Origin of the sequence: Mycobacterium sp. PO1, assembly GCF_017312405.1 — a bacterium.
GTDB lineage: Bacteria > Actinomycetota > Actinomycetes > Mycobacteriales > Mycobacteriaceae > Mycobacterium.
Map to the genome: position 1 here is coordinate 1 of NZ_BLTG01000039.1, position 17789 is coordinate 17789.

Below are 17789 nucleotides of genomic sequence, written 5' to 3' on the forward strand. Positions count from 1 at the left end.
CCAAAGCTAAATGTCGGTGGGGTGGCCTAGCGTTCGCAACAGTTCGATCACATGTTCTATCCATCGAACACATGATCGACTATCGTTCGAACACAAGAGCGAATCCGAACCGCGAGGGAAGGGCAGTGAAGATGACGATCACCCCGGAGTACGACACCTGGAGCCGCCTGGAGGCCGGGCCCGCGTACGAGGCGACGTGGCGACCGGCCGGCCATGCCACGCCCCGTGAAGTGCCGGGTGCGTTCCGTCCGCGCCGACGCGCGGTCTCCGCGCACCGTACGCGCCGCCCCGCCGGGTCGGCGATGCGGTACCGGGGCACCGGAGTGCTGCTGTCGCGGGCCTCGCATCGGCCGCGGCCCATCACGCCCTTCACCACGGTGCTGTTGGCGGTCGTCGCCGGCGCGATCACACTGTGGCTCGGCCTGGTCGCCCAGGCCGGGGGCGTCGTGGGCGAGACCGCCGAGGCTCCGCCGAGCCGGCTGGCAGTGGTGCAGGTGCAGGCGGGGGAGTCGTTGCAGCAGATCGCCCAGCGAGTGTCGCCGGACGCCCCGGTGTCGGAGGTCGTCGACCGTATCCGGCAATTGAACGAGCTGGAGTCGGTTGCCGTCGACGCCGGTCAGACCCTCATCGCCCCGGTCGGTTGAGGGGGAACTCGCCATGACTGGCACCTGGCGCCGCCGTGACGCGCCGCTGCCGGCTCGTACTCGCTGCATGACCGCCGGTCCGGTGGCGGGCCGACCAACTCGGGCGCAGGTAGTCTCGATGGGGTCCGAAGTGGTTGTCCGTCGGTGTGGCGAAGGAGCGGTGATGCACTGTCCGTTCTGTCGTCATCCTGATTCGCGGGTGGTCGACTCGCGTGAGGCCGACGAGGGCCAGGCGATCCGGCGACGCCGTGCGTGCCCGGAGTGCGGGCGGCGATTCACGACGGTCGAAACAGCGGTTCTCGCCGTCGTCAAGCGCAGTGGTGTCACCGAGCCGTTCAGCCGCGAGAAAGTCATCAGAGGTGTGCGGCGCGCCTGTCAGGGCCGCCAGGTCGACGACGACGCCCTGAACCTGTTGGCCCAGCAGGTCGAGGACGCGGTGCGCGCGACGGGTTCGCCAGAGGTCCCCAGCAACGAGGTCGGCCTGGCGATCCTCGGCCCGCTGCGCGATCTGGACGAAGTGGCCTACCTGAGGTTCGCATCGGTGTATCGCTCGTTCTCCTCGGCTGAGGACTTCGAGCGGGAGATCCAGGCGCTGCGGGCGCATCGGAAGGTCCCGGCGCCGGGCTGACCCAACTGTGGTGGGCCCGTCAGTCGATCTGACGGACGTGGTCCTCGACGACGCGGCCGGCCACCTTGACCCACCCCTCTGGGGTCCATGTGGTTTTGATGACCGATCCTCGACCCTGGACGATGGTGAGATCTCGGCTCAGATATTCAGTCATGCGGACTGCGGCAGCGCCGGTGGCCTCGTCCTCGGTGATGCCGAGGCGGGGCGCGAACATCCTCGATCTGATCGACCCGGCTTCCCGGTCGATCCAGGTCCACAGATAATGCTCGGCGTCGTCGCTGTAGTCCTCGGGATCGGCGGCCGACAGTTCGTCGGCGGTGGCGAAGTCGTAGATGGAGAACGCGGGAGCCCACTCCGCGCGGGCGCTGACCGACGCGAGTTCGCCTGCGTAACCGATCTGCACGATTCCGGCGGGCACCTGCAATGTCTTGACCGGCGTACCGCGTTGGTGGAGCCACCACGCCGCGCCGACGGTCGGGTGTCCGGCGAACGGCAGCTCGGTTGTCGGAGTGTGGATGTGCGCCTGGGTGGTGTGCGTTCCTGCCGCTGGCATGGTCACGAAAATGGTTTCGCTGTAACCCAACTCGGTGGCCAGCCGCTGCCGGTCGGCGGGCTCGACGCTGGCGGCGTCGATCACGCCGAGGAGATTCCCGTATCTGCCGTCTTCGTCGGTGAACACGCGCAGCACTGTCACGTCGATCGCCATGGTGCCGACTCTACGTGGCCGCACCACGGCGTAACGTCAGGTTGCGCTGCGTTCGTCGGCACCCATGGCGTCGAGCACGGCGACACGGGTTCCCACCGAACCCGAGATCGATGTCTCGCTGATGCCGGCGCGCAACAACTCGCGCAGGTAGTCCTGGTCGTAGACGGCGGGATCGGTGCTGTCGATGAACTGTTCGACCACCTCGACGAATCGGTCTGGATCATCGTGGAACGGGAAATGGCCGGAGCCCTGGAAGATCTCCAGCTGCGACCCCGGCATCGCCGCGTGCGCCATCTCGGCGTGACTGACCGGGATCACCGAGTCGTGACTACCCCAGATCAGTTGCACGGGAACCGATTGCGTCAGATAGCAGCGGTCGAGCATGGTGACGACCTGACCGCGCCAGTCGACCACGGCGCGCAGGGTGCGCGCGAACGCCGACGAGGCGGTGGGCTCGGGCAGATCGGAGAGAATGCGCAGGGCCTCGTGGATGTCCCTGCCCGCGCGGGTGGAGCCCAACAGAGCGCCACTGCAGCGTCCGACGGCCTGCAGCGCGGGAAGCACCAGCGGCAACCGCAGCAGCGCCAGGGCCTCGCTACCCATCGGCATCGCTGCGACGCGCAGCGCGAGGTTGACATCTTTGGTGACTCCGCCGGCACCCACCAGGATCAGCCGGTTCACCAGCTGCGGAAACTGGTAAGCGAACTGCATGGCGACGCCGCCACCGAGCGAGTGCCCCACCACGGTCACGCTGTCGACGTCCAGCACACTGAGCAGATCGCGCATGCCGTTGGCGTAGGCAGCCACGGAGTAGTCGGCGCGTGGTTTGTCGGACCTGCCGTGGCCGAGGAGGTCGGGGGCGATCACGGTGAACCGTTGAGCAAGCTTGGTCTGCACCGTGCTCCACGTCGTCGAGTTGTCGCCGATGCCGTGGATGAGCAGGATCGCCGGACCCGAGCCGGCCACCCGAAAAGCCCGGCGATAACCGTGAATGGTGCGGAACTGCAGCGTCGGCGTGAGCTCGCGCACCGAGCGCAGGTTCGGCTTGCGCTCGGTCATCGGTGGCACCCGATCGTCACGGTCATGTCGCCCACTTCATCGTCGGGACCGGCGTGCGGCACGAAGTCCGAGGAGTGATCCGCTAACTGTTGTCGCGGGGGTCGTCCTTGTCCTTCCGGTACCTCTCGTCGGCCTGCTGGGCGAGGAAACGCTCGAACTCGGCGCCGATCTCCTCACCGCTTGGCAATTCCTCGTCGCGCGCCAGCAGAGACCGGTTCTCCTGAGCGGCAACGAACGCATCGTACTGGCGCTCCAGGGCCTCCACCACTTGGGCGACCTCGGAACTGGCTGCCACCTGCTCGTTGATCTTGTCGAACACCTCGGCGGCGGCACGGGTGAGCGCATCGGTCGGGATCTGCAGAGAGGCACTTCGAGCAACCTCTGACAGCAACGTCTCGGCGGCGGCAGGAAAATCGGTCTGGGCCAGATAGTGCGGAACGTGGACGGTGAATCCCACCACTTCGTGGCCGTGCTGGGCCATCCGGAACTCGAGCAGGTTCGACGCGCTGCCGGGCACCTGCACCTCGCCCACCCACGGCTGATGGTCGGCGATGAGTTCTTTGTCGTTGGAGTGTGCGGTCAAGGTCATCGGACGCGTGTGCGGCACCGCCATGGGGATCGAACCCAGCCCGATCACCCGGCGCACCCCGAGCCGCTCCGACAGCAGCCGCACGGCGGTGATGAAGCGCTCCCACTTCAGGTCGGGCTCCATGCCGGTCAGCAGCAGAAACGGTGTACCGACCCGGTCGTGCAATGCATACAGGTTGAGCTCGGGCTCTTCGTAGGCGGTGAAGTGGTCGGTCTTGAACGTCATCAGCGGGCGCCGGGACCGGTAGTCGAGCAACTCGTCGATCGCGAACGAGGCCACCAGCTCGGTGTCCAGGGTGTCCTTGAGGTGCTGTGCGGACAACCGGATCGCATGGCCGGCGTCGGAGAACCCCTCGAGCGCATGGATCAGCACCGGTCCGCGACCGTCCGGTGAGGACAGCTGCGGGGCCGGGAATTCGAGCTCGTACATGCCGGTCTGCTCGGGTTGATACTGCTGACCCGGTTCCTGGCCATGGTCTTGTGCGTTGTCAGCCATCTTTCTCGCCTCCTCGTCGCGACGTCATCGCGACAGTGGTCTGTCGTGGTCGACCGTGCCCCTCCAGTGTCTCGCACGTCGTGGGTCACGCCACGGGGGTACCCGCCATGTCACCTGTTTGTTCGAACGTGCACACGCCGATGTGACATTCCTGCCGCAGGCGCTACCTAGGTGCGAGGGTTCGGGTCAGCTGCGGAATTGGTGCAGCGCGCGCAGCTTGTTCATCACGTCCAGCGCGGCGACCTTGTAGGCCTCGGAGAACGTCGGATAGTTGAACACCGCGTCGACGAGATACTCGACGGTTCCGCCGCAGCCCATGACCGCCTGGCCGATGTGCACCATCTCGGTGGCGCTGGTACCGAAGATGTGGACACCGAGCAGGCGGAGGTCTTCGGTCGAGACCAGCAGCTTGAGCATCCCGTAGGAGTCTCCGGCGATCTGGCCGCGAGCCAGCTCACGGTATCGCGACACCCCGACCTCGTAGGGGATGGCGCTGTTGGTCAATTCGACCTCGGTGGCGCCGACGTAGGAGACTTCGGGGATCGAGTAGATGCCGATGGGCTGTAGCTCGGTCATGCCTTTGCAGGGTTCGCCGAATGCGTGGTAGGCCGCGAGCCTGCCCTGGTCCATCGACGTGGCAGCCAGGGCTGGGAACCCGATGACGTCGCCGACGGCATAGATGTGGTCGACCTTGGTCTGGAAGTTGTCGTCGACGAACACCCGGCCCCGGTTGTCGGCCTCGAGGCCCGCGTTGGGCAGATCGAGGTGGTCGGTCTGGCCCTGCCGCCCCGCGGAGTACATCACGGTCTCGGCGGGGATCTGCTTGCCGCTGGCCAGCGTCGTGACGGTGCCCGCGGCCCCGACGTCGACCGCGGTGACCTCTTCGCCGAACCGGAACGTGACCGCGAGGTCGCGCAGGTGGAATTTCAGTGACTCGATGATCTCGGGATCGCAGAACTCGAGCATGTTGGTGCGTTTCTCCACCACCGTGACCTTGGTGCCCAGGGCCGCGAACATAGAGGCGTACTCGATACCGATCACCCCGGCCCCGACCACCACCATCGAGGTCGGCAGGATCTTCAGATCGAGGATTCCGTCGGAGTCCAGGACTCGTTCCTCGTCGAACTCGACCCCGGCCGGGCGGGCGGGTTTGGTGCCGGTGGCGATGACGACGTACTGCGCTGTGACGGTCGTGCGTTCCCCGCGGTGAGGTTCCTCGACCAGCACCGTGTGCGGGTCCAGAAACCGGCCGTGCCCCTCGATCAGGTCGATGCGGTTGCGGATGAGCTGGGAGCGCACGACGTCGACTTCCTTGCCGATGACGTGCGTGGTGCGGGCCAGCAGGTCCGCCGGGGTGATCTTGTCCTTGACGCGGTAGCTCGCGCCGTACAGTTCACGCTGGTTCATCCCGGTCAGGTAGACGACGGCCTCGCGCAGAGTCTTCGACGGGATGGTGCCGGTGTTGACGCAGACGCCGCCCAGCATCCGCCCGCGTTCGACCACGGCCACCGACTTGCCGAGCTTGGCGGCGGCGATGGCGGCCTTCTGTCCGCCCGGTCCCGAACCGATCACGACGAGGTCGTACTCCAGCATCGAAGCCATGGGTAAGGTCTACGCCGGTTACTGACACCTCGCATGTCGGCGCACGTCAACAACTGGTGAACACCCGCAGGCAGCGCCGGCGGTTCATCCCCAATCGCGTGTTCATCCCCAGTTCGGCCGCGGCGAGTCGCTGTCGCGGCCGGTTCGTCGGAAGCAGTTGCCAGGTTGGCCATATGGCCACCACATCACGCTTCGGATGCCCCCTCGACAATCCCGATCTCATGATCGCGTCGCTGCCCGCGGTGTTGGGCTTCGTGCCCGAGAAGTCACTGGTACTCGTCACCGCCGCCGACGGCGAAATGGGCGCGGTGTTACGCATCGACCTACCCGACGGTGACACCGGACCACTGTTCGAGCTCGCCGAGGTGGCAGCTGTTGCCGAGCCCGACGTTGCGGTCGCGATCATCGTCGACGGCGAGGGTGCCGGCTGCCGGATGTGCGCCGAGGACTATCGGGAGTGGACCCAACTGCTCACCGAGGAACTCGCCGAAAGGCACGTCGAACTGATCGCCGCGCACGTCGTGGACGTGGTCGATGCCGGCGGCCGGTGGTACTGCGCAGACGGCTGCGGCCGTTCCGGGCGGGTGGCGGATCCGACCGCATCGCCGCTGGCGCTGGCCGCAGTGCTGGACGGGCGACGGCTCTACGCACGGCGCGCCGACCTGGTGGCTGTCGTCGCGCCCACCGAGCCCGACCGCGCAGCCGGGCTGGCGCGACTGCTCGACAAGGCTGACGGCGTCGAGCGTTGCGACATCGGAAGCCGCATCGAGTTCGCCTTGGCGAGCGCGGCGCAGGTCGCCGCCGGGTCGGCGTTGAGTGACGACGACCTGGTCCGGTTGGGGACGTCGCTGACTCATCCGCAGGTCCGTGACACGCTCTACGCCCTGGCGGTGGGCGACGGTGCCGGACCGGCTGAATCCCTGTGGGCGGATCTCGCGCGACGGCTACCCGGCCCATGGCGCGCCGAAGCGCTTGTGCTGCTGGCTTTCTCCGCCTATGCGCGCGGCGACGGGCCCCTGGCGGGCATCGCCCTGGACGCCGCATTGAGCTGCGAGCCGGGGCACAACATGGCAGGCATGCTCGACCAGGCGCTGCGGTCGGGGATGCGGCCGGAAGAGATTCGCGATCTCGCGCGCACCGGTTACCGCATTGCCGCCGAACTCGGTATCCCGCTTCCGCCGCGCCGGCTGTTCGGCCGCCGCGCGGGGTAGACCCGGGACGGTGTCAGACCTTCTCGACCTTGACCGCGTGGGCCATCTCGTGGGGGAGTTCGACCTGCTCGTGGCCCGGGATGACGATCATGACGCCGCCGTGGTCGTTCAGCTCGACCGTGACGCGGGCGTTGGGCACCACGCCGGCGTCCTTGAGCCGGGCGATGAGATCGGTGTCGCCCTGCACGTGCTCGGTCAGCTGGCGCACGACGACGGCCACCGGCATGCCGGCGGGCAGTTCGGTCAAACGCACCAGCGTCGAGGTCTCGTTGAGCAGATCGCCACCGAAGCCGAGCTCGGACAGGCCTGGGATGGGATTGCCGAACGGTGAGGTGGTCGGGTTGTTGAGCACCTGGACGAGTCGCCGTTCGACGTCCTCGCTCATCACGTGCTCCCACCGGCATGCCTCGGCGTGCACTTCCTCCCACGGCAGACCGATGACATCGACGAGAAGACGTTCGGCAAGGCGGTGTTTGCGCATCACCGCGATGGCCAGCGACCGGCCTTTCTCGGTGAGCTCGAGGTGACGGTCACCGGCTACGTGGAGCAAGCCGTCCCGCTCCATCCGTGACACTGTCTGGCTCACGGTGGGGCCGCTCTGTTCCAGACGCTCGGCGATACGCGCCCGCAGTGGGATGACGCCCTCTTCCTCGAGGTCGTAAATGGTCCGAAGGTACATCTCGGTGGTATCGATCAGGTCGTTCATGCGCACACCCTCCGTCTGTGCGTGAGTCTACCGGTCTGCCGCCCCGACAAACGCTGCTCCCTGCGGCGACACCGCCCTGCGTCGTCGACGCGCAGAAGGCCCGCCGCGGTGCGGCGGGCCTTCTGTCGGTTCCGGCCTGGCCGGCCCATCGGCGCAGCCCGATCAACTCGCCCGAGGGCTGAGTCGATCAGCTCGCGTAGGAACGCAGCCGGTCGGCACGGTCGCCGTGCCGCAGCTTGGCCATCACCTCGCGCTCGATCTGACGGACCCGTTCCCGAGACAGGCCGAACAGCTTGCCGATTTGATCCAGGGTGCGGGGCTGGCCGTCGTCGAGGCCGAAGCGCAGCCGGATCACCTGCTGCTCGCGTTCGTCGAGTGTGGCCAGCACGTAGCGGATATCGGTGTGCAGGAGCTCGGAGATCACCGCGTTCTCGGCCGACATCGCCTCGGAGTCTTCGATGAAGTCGCCCAGCGGCGCTTCCTCGTCGCTGCCGACAGGCATGTCCAGGCTGACCGGGTCACGGCTGTGCTCGAGCAGGTCGGTGATCTTCTCCACCGGGATGCCGGACTCGGCCGCGAGCTCCTCGTCGCTGGCTTCGCGACCAAGCTGCTGATGCATCTCGCGCTTGATCCGGGCCAGCTTGTTCACCTGCTCGACGAGATGAACCGGTAGCCGGATGGTGCGGCTCTGATCGGCCATTCCGCGGGTGATCGCCTGGCGGATCCACCACGTGGCATAGGTCGAGAACTTGAATCCCTTGGTGTAGTCGAACTTCTCCATGGCGCGGATCAGTCCGAGATTGCCCTCCTGGATCAGGTCGAGCAGCGGCATCCCGCGACCCGTGTAGCGCTTGGCCAGCGACACCACCAGACGCAGGTTGGCCTCGAGCAGGTGACGCCGGGCCGCCTGACCGTCACGCACCACTGCAGCGAGATCGCGTTTGCGGTTCTCACCCAACCGTTTCCGGGTGTCGAGCAGATGCTGTGCGTAGAGACCGGCTTCGATGCGCTTGGCCAGTTCGACCTCATCGGCCGCATTGAGCAGTGCCGTCTTGCCGATGCCGTTCAAGTACACCCGAACGAGGTCGGCGGCAGGGCTCTGGGCGTCGAGATCCTGGTCAACGCGGCTGGTGGTGGCATTTGCCATAACGGCCTCCTGATCGGGTGGAACTTTCATGAGCTACAACGCCCTATGCCGGCAAAGAGTTCCCGCCCCTCGCCCGGTTCACACCTTCTGATCTGCGGTTATTGGAGGCCGACCTGAAAATTCGCTGAGAAACGCGCCAGAACCGACTCAGCGGGGAACGTCGCCGTCGGACCCGTCGGAGCCATGTTGCGGCGCCACCGGGGTCACACCGCCGATCGCCGGGCGCTCCGCAGTGGGAAACAGCGGGATGCGCCGGCGCGAGTCGTAGCGGCGCGGCTCCTCGGCGCGGCGGGGCGGCCGGTCGTTGGCGATCAACACTGCCATCCACGGCAGGGGAATCGAGGCGACGATGATGGCCAGCGAGATGAGCCCGTTGTGCCAGACGCTGTAGGCCACAGCGGCAAGGATGAGCGCAGGAATTCGGAAGGACATCAGCGTGAGGTACTTGCGTACCCGCTGGCGGTGCTGGTCCTCGTAGGCGGGGGCGGCCTGAGTGATCAGAACAGGACGACCATCGTCATCGAAACCCAGCTCTTGGCCGTGTTTCATGCCTCCACTGTTCCACATATCGGTCCCGGTGTGCCGGTCGCATTTCTTACCGTTCCATGGCGAGGCAGAATGGGCGCATGCAGACCCAGACGATCGAGCGCACCGACACCGACGAACGCGTCGACGACGGGACAGACGACGACGCTCCGAAGTTCTTCCACTACGTCAAGAAGGACAAGATCGCCGAAAGTGCCGTCATGGGCACACATGTCGTCGCCCTGTGCGGCGAGGTGTTCCCGGTGACCAAGTCGGCCAAGCCGGGCTCGCCGGTATGTCCTGACTGCAAGAAGATCTACGAGCAGCTCAAGAAGTAGCGTCCCGCTTGGTGACGGCGCCGGATCCCTGACCGAGTTCGTCGGTGAGCGCGCCGGCGGTGTCGTCGGGCAGGAACGCGTCCGCGGGCACCGGCGCGGGGCGCCGCGCCGCGGTCAGGGTGTCGGCCTTGGTGGCCATCCAGCGGCGCACACGTTTGGCGTGCGTGTGCGGAGCGGGGAATTCCTCCTCGATGGCCGCGTTCAGTTCGGCGCCGATCATGATCGCGAAGCCGAGGAAGAACGCGAACAACAGGAACGCGATGGGGGTGGCCAGCGCTCCGTACGTGTAACCGGTGCTGGTGATCCAGGTCAGGTAGATGCGCAGACCCACCGTGGCCAGCAGGAACACCACGGTGGCCAGGACCGATCCGTACAGCAGGCGGTGCGAGGGCAGCGGTCGCGGCAGCGACACGCGGTAGAGCACGTTCACCGCCACGATGAACGTCAGGATCAGCACCGGGTAGTAGCCGAACCGCAGGAAGTGGTCCCAGCTGTCGGGGATGTACTCGGCGATCTTGCGGGGGCCCAGCGCAATGAACGGCGCTGTGACAATCACCCCGACCAGCATGATCACGTACAGGCCGAGGGCGTAGAAGCGCTGCCGGACAGGGTGGCGCAGCGGCGTCTGGTCATGGGCCTCGGTGATCGAGTCGACGAAGGCCGAGATCGCGGACGAGCCGGCCCACAGCGAGATGACGAACCCCAACGAGACCACCTCACCACGGGCCCCGGCGACGATGTCTCGCACCGTCGGCTCGATGATCTCGCTGGTGACGTTGGGAGAGAAGAACCGGCTGGCCGTGTTGATCAGCTGATCCTGGATCACCGGCAAGGTGTCGGGTCCGAACAGCGGGGCGATGTAGGCGAGGCTGCCCAGCATGCCCAACAGCAGCGGCGGCAGCGACAACGCGCACCAGAACGCTGCCTGAGCCGACTCCGAGAAGATCGAGTCATCCCAGCTTTTGACGAGCGTTCGGCGGGTGATGTGCCGGATGTGGTGGCGCGAAGGTCGCTGCCGCGTCGACTGGTCACTCATGACCAGTCCAGCATTACTGATGGGCCCGTTAGGGCTCCAGCGGGCTCACCTCGAGCACGGCTGCCAGTTCGACCAGCTTCGCCTCGTGTTCGTTGGCGTGGTGCTGGCAGAACAGCAGTTCGGCCCCCGAAGGGAGCTTCGCCCGCACTCGGGCTGCGGCGCCACACCGATCGCAGCGGTCAGCCTTGGTGAGTTCGGGACTGGTGATCGTTGCGGTCATGGCACCTCCATTGGGGGTAGCTACGTGCTTCCACTCTGTCAGACGCTTGCGGTTCCGGCCTTGTTCCCCGGGGGTTTACGGGTGTGTCGTGTCTCACCGGTCTCTGTGTTGCGACAGTGTGTCGCGGGCGGTATTGCCTTGGATGTGGTTCCTGACGTCGGCGTCCTCGTCCATTTGTGCACCCGTGGCGACTGGCGGAGTGCCGAGCACTCGGGAGAACTCCGGCCCGACTCGCTGGACGCCGTCGGGTTTGTTCATCTGTCCACGCCCGAGCAGGTTCACCTTCCGGCCAACCGGTTGTACTCCGGTCGCACGGATCTGATGCTGCTTCGCATCGATGCCGCACGCCTCTCCTCTCCGGTCCGGTGGGAACCCGGTGTGCCGGGCGACCCTGGAGAGATGGTGTTCCCGCATTTGTACGGCGCACTGCCCGTCGCGGCTGTGATAAGCGTCACTCCTTACCTGCCGGACGCCGACGGGAGCTTCCCCGCGACGCGCGCGACCCACGGCTAGCTCGCCGTCGGGAACCGCGCGAGGCATCGACGATCGTGTCCTCGGCGGCACTGCGCGAGTGCCGAGGGATCGCCGCGTGCGCCGACGACTCAATACACTGACCGCCCGTGGGGATCTTGTTCGGATTTGCGCCGTGGATCGTGTACTGGGTGCTCGTCGGCAACGTGCCGTTCGCCACGGCCGTGCTCGTGGCGCTCGGGGTGGCGATCGCGGCGTTCGTCGTGGCCCGCGTCAGCAATTCCCCGGGGCGCACGCTCGAGGTCGGCGCCGTGGTGACGTTCGTGATCTTGGCGGGGCTGACGTTCACGCTCGACCAGGCTTTCCTGGAGCGCTGGATGCAACCCCTGAGCAACGCCGGAATCTTCCTGGTCGCGTTGGTCAGCGCACTCATCGGTCGTCCGTTCGTGCGGGAATTCGCCGAAGTGGGACAGCCGAAGGAGGTCATCGAGAGCGAGCCCTTCGAACGGATCACTGCGGTGCTGACCTGGATCTGGATCGCCGCTTTCGGTGGCATGACGGCCTCCTCGGCGGTTCCGCCGCTGATCCAGGGCGACGCCACCATCCTCGATACCCGCACTCCTCTGTCGTTCGTCTGCTACTGGGTGGTGCCGTTCACCCTGCTGGGGCTCGCAGCACTGCTGACCCGGCTACTGCCGGACCGGATGGTGCCGCCGGACGAGGAGATCGTCCGCAAGACCACCTTCGTGGCCTTCGCCGAAGCCGAGATCGACCAGTTGATGTATCTGGCGACCGAACACGCCAACCGCGAGGTGGGCGCCGGTAAGGAGGCCTACGACATCCGGATCGGCGGCAAGGGCGTTCCGCTGGTCGGTGACGAGACCCGCGAATCCTGGCCGTCGACGTACAAGGTGCGCGAGCGCAAACGCTGACGGCGCCGGCCCAGGCCACCCGCCACCACAACTCACCGTCTACCTATTGACTGTTGTGCTGATTTGCCATGTTAGATTCCAGCTAATTCATGTACCCAAGCAGACGGGGGCCTGCGCATGGTTCATCGACAGGGCAACATCGGTCAGGCGGGCGGTAACGGCCGTCCGGGACGCCGCCGGGCAACGCCGGCCGCCGTCGGTGGCGGGGGTGCGACGATGCTCGCTTTCGGTTTGCTGGTCGGCGCGCACACCAATGCGGCGACCCCGGTGGAACGGGCGGTCGCGCTCGCCTCCTTCGATTCCGTGGTGATCCCGAATTCTCCTGTCGATGAAGAACTTTGGTGGTTCGGCCGCGCAGGTTCGCACCGCTCGGAGCGTCTCGAGGCCCCTCGCCTCACCCCCGCCGACTCGGCGGCCGCCCGGCCCATGATCGGTCCGGGCGGTTGGCTGATCGGCAACGGCGAAGACGCCGCTGAGGACTGCGCGGGGGTGGCGTGCAACGGCCGAGCGGGCGGTCTGCTGTGGGGCGACGGCGGAAATGGCGCACGCGGTGGCAAAGGTGGCAACGGCGGACTCTTTGGCGGTAATGGCGGGCGCGGGGGAGACGGCGTGTTACCCGGCCAGAACGGCGGAGACGGCGGAAGCGCCGGACTCCTGGCTCTGGTCGGCGACGGTGGTGACGGCGGCCACGGCGCCGACGGCGCGCTGGGAATCCGGGGCGGCGACGGTGGAGCCGGTGGCGCGGCCGGCCTGCTGTACGGCGACGGCGGTGACGGAGGCAATGGAGGCGCGGGTGGTTCCGGGCTCGACGGGATGAATCCGGCAGCCGCCGGACAGGCCCGCAGCGGCAATCCGAACTACCTTGGCTCCACTGGCCTGCCGTATTCGAACACCGTGCAGGACGGCACCTTGCTCGGCCGTGACGGCGGACAGGGCGCCGGCGGCGCCGTCGGCTCGAACCAGTCCGGTGGCGCCGGCGGCCAGGGCCAGGGCACCACGGCATGGTTCAGCGCACCCCACACGTTCAACCTGAGCGGATCCGGCGGCGCGGGTGGAACCGGCGCCGGCGGAGGAGTCGGCGGCGATGGCGGCAATGCCGGCCTTGCGCAAGGTGTTTCGCCGGCGACCGCGGTGTTCGGAGGGGCCGGCGGTGATGGCGGCGACGGTGGCACCGGGGCTCGCGGCGGAGACGGCGGGGCCGGCGGCGCGGTGAACGTCGGGTCCAGCACGGTGGCATTCGGTGGACCGGGTGGTACCGGTGGGTCCGGTGGCACCGGAGCGGCCGGTGCGATCGGTATGGGCGGCGGCAACGGCGGTGACGGCGGTCGAGGTGGCGCGCGCAGCGGTGATGGCGGCTCGGGTGGAGTCGGTGGCGCAGGCGGTACCGGCGGTGGGGGCGCCGTGGGCGGTGACGGTGGCTCCGGTGGATCCGGTGGTGCTGACGTCTCGGATGCCGACACCCGTTCGGTCACCGGCGGCGACGGTGGTGACGGCGGATCGGGCGGCGCGGGTGGCGTCGGCGGGGACGGTGGCCCCGGCGGTGTCGGCGGAAAAGGCGGCCTCGGTGGTTCGGAGACCGGAGCGGCAGGCCGCGACGGTGCCTCCGGTGAGACCGGACGCGGTGGGGCCGGCGGCGCAGGCGGCCACGGCGGGGTCGGCGGGGCGTCGGGCGACGGCGTGACCGGCTCGGCCGGGTCCGCAGGATCGTCGGGCAGCGCCGGCGCGGGCAGCAAGGGCGGCTCCGGTGGTGTGGGTGGCGCCGGCGGAGCGGGCGCGCCCGGCGGTGACTCCCAGGACTGAGCGGATCGGCGCGGCAAGCGCACCCGGCACTGAGCGGATCGGCGCGGCAAGCGACCCGACCGATCGGCGTGCGAGCCGGCAGGCAGCACCGACATGCCGCGGCGCGTAGGGAGGTGCCTGTCGGCCCAGCGGTCGGCGCACTTCGAGCCCGAAGGGCGCCGACCTTCCAGCTCCGCTGGCGCGCCCTTCTAGTCCAGGTAGTCGCGCAGGACCTGGGAACGGCTCGGGTGCCGCAACTTCGACATGGTCTTCGATTCGATCTGGCGGATCCGTTCCCGCGTCACGCCGTAGACCTGACCGATCTCGTCGAGGGTGCGGGGCTGGCCGTCGGTCAGGCCGAACCGCAGGCGCACCACGCCGGCTTCGCGCTCCGACAGCGTCTCCAGCACTGACTGCAGCTGATCCTGCAGCAGCGTGAAGGACACCGCGTCGACGGCCACGACGGCTTCGCTGTCCTCGATGAAGTCACCGAGTTGCGAATCGCCTTCGTCGCCGATGGTCTGGTCCAGCGAGATCGGCTCACGCGCGTACTGCTGGATCTCCAGCACCTTCTCCGGCGTGATGTCCATCTCCTTGGCCAGTTCCTCCGGAGTGGGCTCGCGGCCCAGGTCCTGGAGCAACTCGCGCTGGATTCGGCCCAGCTTGTTGATGACCTCCACCATGTGCACGGGGATGCGGATGGTGCGGGCCTGGTCGGCCATCGCGCGGGTGATCGCCTGACGGATCCACCAGGTCGCATACGTCGAGAACTTGTAGCCCTTGGTGTAGTCGAACTTCTCGACAGCGCGGATCAGACCCAGGTTGCCCTCCTGGATCAGATCCAGGAACGCCATGCCGCGACCGGTGTAGCGCTTGGCCAGCGACACCACGAGCCGCAGGTTGGCCTCGAGCAGGTGGTTCTTCGCCCGGTCGCCGTCACGGCAGATCCACATCATGTCGCGGCGCTGGGCAGCCGGCAGCTTCTCACCCTTGTCGGTGAGCTCGGCCATCAACTGGGTGGCGTACAGGCCGGCCTCGATGCGCTTGGCGAGCTCCACCTCTTCCTCGGCGTTGAGCAGCGCCACCTTGCCGATCTGCTTGAGGTAGGCACGCACGGAATCTGCCGAGGCAGTCAGCTCGGCGTCCTTGCGCGCCTGGCGCAGCGCCTCGGATTCCTCTTCGTCCCAGACGAAGTCACCGGAAGCCTTGTCCTTCTCGGAGGGCTCGGCGATCTCGTCGTCCTCGGCGGCTTCATCGGGCTTCGCTACCTTGGCCGCGGCTTTCTTCGCGGGCTCGGTGACACCCTCGGCGGTGTCGTCGTCGCCGTCGTCGGAGTCCTCACCGTCGTCGGAGTCGTCCGAATCGTCGGAGTCCTCGTCGACCTCGATGTCGTCGAGGTCGAGGTCCTCGTCGACTTCCAGTTCCTCGCCGGGCTCAGCGTCGAGATCGTCGTCGCTGTCGACCTCCGAGCCGGTCAGCTCGTCGTCGACGACACCGCCCTCGGCGGCCGTGGCCTTCTTGCCCCGGCCTGCCGGCGTGTCACCCTTCGCTGCGGCTTTCTTTGCGGGGGCGCGCTTGGCCGCCTTCTTCGCCGGTGCCGACCCGTTCGCCGACTTGGTGGGGGATGCCTTCTTGGCGGTGGTCTTGGTGGCGGTGCGCTTCACCGGCTCGTCGGTGGCCGTGCTCGCCTTTGTCGCTGCCACGTACAGCCTTTCGGTCGTGAGGTTCTCGGCGCACGCAGGGGCGCGACCGAAGAGTGTCGGCTATGTCGATGTCGGCGTCGATCTCAACTCGGGATGCTTTGCCGCTCTCGGGGTGGGCGGCCGCCGACGACCATTGTAACGACTGTGTGTGCCCTCGCCGCGCCCAGCGGCAAATTTGACGCGTCTGCTTGCCCGGAAACCAGGGGTTACCGTCCGGTAGCGGTGACGTCGACGTCGGCGGCCATCGCAGCTCCGACGATGCCGGCGGTGTTCTGCAGCGCCGCGGCCACCACGGGGGTGCGGTTCTTCAGCAACGGCACCCATTTGTCGGCCTTGCGGCTGATGCCGCCGCCGGCGATGAACAGATCCGGCCAGATCGCATTCTCGATGGCCACCAGCACTTTCGTGACCTCCTCGGTCCAGCGCTCGTAGCTCCAGTCCTTGCGTTCCTTGACCGAGCTGGCGGCGCGGTGCTCGGCTTCCTTGCCGCCGACCTCGAGGTGGCCGAACTCGGTGTTCGGCAGCAGCACACCGTTGTGGATCACCGCCGATCCGATTCCCGTGCCGAACGTCAGCAACACGATCACGCCGGTGTTGTCGCGGCCGGCACCGAACTTCTCCTCGGCGAGTCCCGCGGCGTCAGCGTCGTTGAGAACGGTGACCTGCTGCCCGTCCAACGCGGCGCCGATGACCTCTTTGGCGTTGAGGCCGATCCAGCCCTTGTCGACGTTGGCGGCCGTCCACACGATGCCGTCGGCGACGACGCCGGGATACGTCACCCCGAGCGGTCCGTCCCAGCCGAAGTGGGCGACCACCTCGGCGATCGTTTTCGCGACGGCGTCGGGCGTGGCGGGCTGGGGTGTCGCCAGCTTGAACCGGTCGCCGATCAACTGTCCGGAGTCCAGGTCGACGATGCCGCCCTTGACGCCGCTGCCGCCGACGTCGATCCCGAATCCGCGGCGGGGGGATCCGGTGGCCGGGGACTCGGTGCCGGTCATGCGAGCTCCTCTGCGCAGATGGGCTGCTGGGCAGCCGGGGCGCTTGACACATTAACGGCTCGCACGTGGCCATGTGGCGCGGTGGTGCCTGTCTCCCGTCCTGTCGGCCGATGTGTTGCGATGGCTTCGTGACGACGCACCTCGGGCCCGACGATCCCGCCACGCTGAGATCAGTGGCCGAGCAGCTCGCCGGCGAGGCGGCGGCCTACGTCCGCCGGCGCCGCAGCGAGGTCTTCGGGTCCGGGGCTTCCTCGGCCCGGCAGCAGGATGCGGTGCGCGCCAAGAGCACCCCCACCGACCCCGTCACCGTCGTCGACACCGAAACCGAGCGATTGCTGCGGGACCGGCTCGCCGAGCTGCGTCCGGGAGAGGCGATCCTGGGTGAGGAAGAAGGCGGGCCCGGCCCCGGGAGCGACCCGGCAGGCGCTGGTCGGCTCACCTGGGTGCTGGACCCCATCGACGGCACCGTGAACTTCATGTACGGCATCGAGGCCTACGCGGTGTCGGTCGGGGTGCAGCGCGACGGAGTCTCGGTGGCCGGTGCGGTGGCCGACGTGGCCGCCGGGGCGGTCTACTCCGCGGCCACGGGCGGCGGCGCGCGGGTGGTGCGCGACGGTGCCGTGACGGCGCTGCAGTGCAGCGCGGCCGCCGAGCTGTCGATGGCGCTGGTGGGTACCGGCTTCGCCTACGACCGTGACCGCAGGATGCGGCAGGGCCGGGTCGTGGCCGAGCTTCTTCCCGACGTCCGGGACCTTCGGCGCATCGGGTCCTGCGCGCTGGACCTGTGCATGGTGGCCGCGGGACGCCTCGATGCCTACTTCGAGGAGGGGGTGCACGTGTGGGACTGGGCGGCCGCGGCGCTGATCGCTGCGGAGGCCGGCGCACACGTGCGGACGGCCACCACGCCGGACGGTGCCGGTTTCGTCGTCGCCGCCGCCCCGGGACTCGGTGCGGCGTTCGAGGGCGCGCTGGAACGCTGCGGAGTAGTCGCCGGCTGAGC

The 17789-nt window shown here is 67.8% G+C and carries 20 protein-coding genes; 9 read left to right on the forward strand and 11 right to left on the reverse strand.

Translation table 11 applies throughout. The annotated features are described in order from the left end of the window. Positions 1-131 precede the first annotated feature (131 nt). Positions 132-644 (forward strand): LysM peptidoglycan-binding domain-containing protein, encoded by a 513-nt coding sequence (locus J3476_RS14755; protein ID WP_207067185.1) that lies wholly within the window; start codon positions 132-134, stop codon positions 642-644. Between the two features lie 163 nt (positions 645-807). Beyond that, positions 808-1272: a transcriptional regulator NrdR gene (gene nrdR / locus J3476_RS14760; protein WP_152516815.1), complete on the forward strand. Its 465-nt coding sequence runs from the start codon at positions 808-810 to the stop codon at positions 1270-1272. A 19-nt stretch (positions 1273-1291) separates the two neighbouring features. Here nrdR and J3476_RS14765 read toward each other — a convergent pair whose 3' ends face one another. The 4 genes from J3476_RS14765 to sthA form a co-directional block, all read right to left on the reverse strand. Further along, positions 1292-1978 (reverse strand): PhzF family phenazine biosynthesis protein, encoded by a 687-nt coding sequence (locus J3476_RS14765; protein ID WP_207067186.1) that lies wholly within the window; start codon positions 1976-1978, stop codon positions 1292-1294. Positions 1979-2014: 36 nt separating this feature from the next. Beyond that, positions 2015-3037, reverse strand: a complete 1023-nt coding sequence (locus J3476_RS14770) for an alpha/beta fold hydrolase (protein ID WP_207067187.1) — start codon at positions 3035-3037, stop codon at positions 2015-2017. 82 nt (positions 3038-3119) lie between these two features. Next, positions 3120-4121, reverse strand: a complete 1002-nt coding sequence (locus tag J3476_RS14775; protein WP_163674462.1) for a proteasome assembly chaperone family protein — start codon at positions 4119-4121, stop codon at positions 3120-3122. Between the two features lie 186 nt (positions 4122-4307). After that, positions 4308-5714, reverse strand: coding sequence for a Si-specific NAD(P)(+) transhydrogenase (gene sthA, locus J3476_RS14780; RefSeq protein ID WP_207067229.1), 1407 nt, complete (start codon positions 5712-5714; stop codon positions 4308-4310). Between the two features lie 182 nt (positions 5715-5896). Here sthA and J3476_RS14785 point away from each other — a divergent pair, with 182 nt between their 5' ends. Then, positions 5897-6934 carry a DUF4192 domain-containing protein gene (locus J3476_RS14785; RefSeq protein ID WP_207067188.1) on the forward strand — a complete coding sequence of 346 codons (1038 nt, stop codon included), beginning with the start codon at positions 5897-5899 and terminating at the stop codon, positions 6932-6934. Between the two features lie 13 nt (positions 6935-6947). Here the strand turns inward: J3476_RS14785 and J3476_RS14790 are convergent, their stop codons facing one another. Then, positions 6948-7640 carry a metal-dependent transcriptional regulator gene (locus J3476_RS14790; protein WP_152516821.1) on the reverse strand — a complete coding sequence of 231 codons (693 nt, stop codon included), beginning with the start codon at positions 7638-7640 and terminating at the stop codon, positions 6948-6950. Between the two features lie 17 nt (positions 7641-7657). Here J3476_RS14790 and J3476_RS14795 point away from each other — a divergent pair, with 17 nt between their 5' ends. Continuing rightward, a complete protein-coding gene (locus J3476_RS14795) occupies positions 7658-7822 on the forward strand; it encodes a hypothetical protein (RefSeq protein WP_207067189.1) in 165 nt (54 codons plus the stop codon). Between the two features lie 5 nt (positions 7823-7827). On the opposite strand, the gene sigB is transcribed toward J3476_RS14795, so the two are convergent. Together sigB and J3476_RS14805 are read right to left on the reverse strand one after the other, a co-directional pair. Then, entirely contained in the window at positions 7828-8787 is a 960-nt protein-coding gene (gene sigB / locus J3476_RS14800) for a sigma-70 family RNA polymerase sigma factor SigB (RefSeq protein WP_152516822.1), read from the reverse strand. A gap of 147 nt (positions 8788-8934) precedes the next feature. Further along, a complete protein-coding gene (locus J3476_RS14805) occupies positions 8935-9354 on the reverse strand; it encodes a DUF3099 domain-containing protein (RefSeq protein ID WP_207067190.1) in 420 nt (139 codons plus the stop codon). Between the two features lie 59 nt (positions 9355-9413). On the opposite strand from J3476_RS14805, the gene J3476_RS14810 reads away from it, so the two are divergent. Then, on the forward strand, positions 9414-9650 hold the full coding sequence (locus J3476_RS14810) for a DUF3039 domain-containing protein (protein ID WP_152516824.1): 237 nt from the start codon (positions 9414-9416) through the stop codon (positions 9648-9650). Here J3476_RS14810 and J3476_RS14815 read toward each other — a convergent pair. Continuing rightward, positions 9640-10686, reverse strand: a complete 1047-nt coding sequence (locus J3476_RS14815; protein ID WP_207067191.1) for a YihY/virulence factor BrkB family protein — start codon at positions 10684-10686, stop codon at positions 9640-9642. The genes J3476_RS14810 and J3476_RS14815 overlap by 11 nt on opposite strands. 28 nt (positions 10687-10714) lie before the next feature. Then, positions 10715-10906 carry a hypothetical protein gene (locus J3476_RS14820; protein ID WP_152516826.1) on the reverse strand — a complete coding sequence of 64 codons (192 nt, stop codon included), beginning with the start codon at positions 10904-10906 and terminating at the stop codon, positions 10715-10717. A gap of 138 nt (positions 10907-11044) precedes the next feature. Between J3476_RS14820 and J3476_RS14825 the strand changes: the two genes are divergently transcribed. The 3 genes from J3476_RS14825 to J3476_RS14835 all read left to right on the forward strand — a co-directional run bounded on the left by J3476_RS14825 (position 11045) and on the right by J3476_RS14835 (position 14109). Then, positions 11045-11419 carry a DUF952 domain-containing protein gene (locus J3476_RS14825; protein ID WP_286188522.1) on the forward strand — a complete coding sequence of 125 codons (375 nt, stop codon included), beginning with the start codon at positions 11045-11047 and terminating at the stop codon, positions 11417-11419. A 107-nt stretch (positions 11420-11526) separates the two neighbouring features. Then, positions 11527-12309 (forward strand): hypothetical protein, encoded by a 783-nt coding sequence (locus J3476_RS14830; protein WP_207067192.1) that lies wholly within the window; start codon positions 11527-11529, stop codon positions 12307-12309. A gap of 216 nt (positions 12310-12525) precedes the next feature. After that, positions 12526-14109 (forward strand): hypothetical protein, encoded by a 1584-nt coding sequence (locus tag J3476_RS14835; protein WP_207067193.1) that lies wholly within the window; start codon positions 12526-12528, stop codon positions 14107-14109. A 188-nt stretch (positions 14110-14297) separates the two neighbouring features. Here the strand turns inward: J3476_RS14835 and J3476_RS14840 are convergent, their stop codons facing one another. Further along, positions 14298-15791: an RNA polymerase sigma factor gene (locus tag J3476_RS14840; RefSeq protein WP_207067194.1), complete on the reverse strand. Its 1494-nt coding sequence runs from the start codon at positions 15789-15791 to the stop codon at positions 14298-14300. Between the two features lie 206 nt (positions 15792-15997). Beyond that, positions 15998-16789: a polyphosphate--glucose phosphotransferase gene (gene ppgK / locus J3476_RS14845; RefSeq protein WP_207067195.1), complete on the reverse strand. Its 792-nt coding sequence runs from the start codon at positions 16787-16789 to the stop codon at positions 15998-16000. Between the two features lie 110 nt (positions 16790-16899). Here ppgK and J3476_RS14850 point away from each other — a divergent pair, with 110 nt between their 5' ends. Then, on the forward strand, positions 16900-17787 hold the full coding sequence (locus J3476_RS14850; RefSeq protein WP_207067196.1) for an inositol monophosphatase family protein: 888 nt from the start codon (positions 16900-16902) through the stop codon (positions 17785-17787). Positions 17788-17789 lie beyond the last annotated feature (2 nt).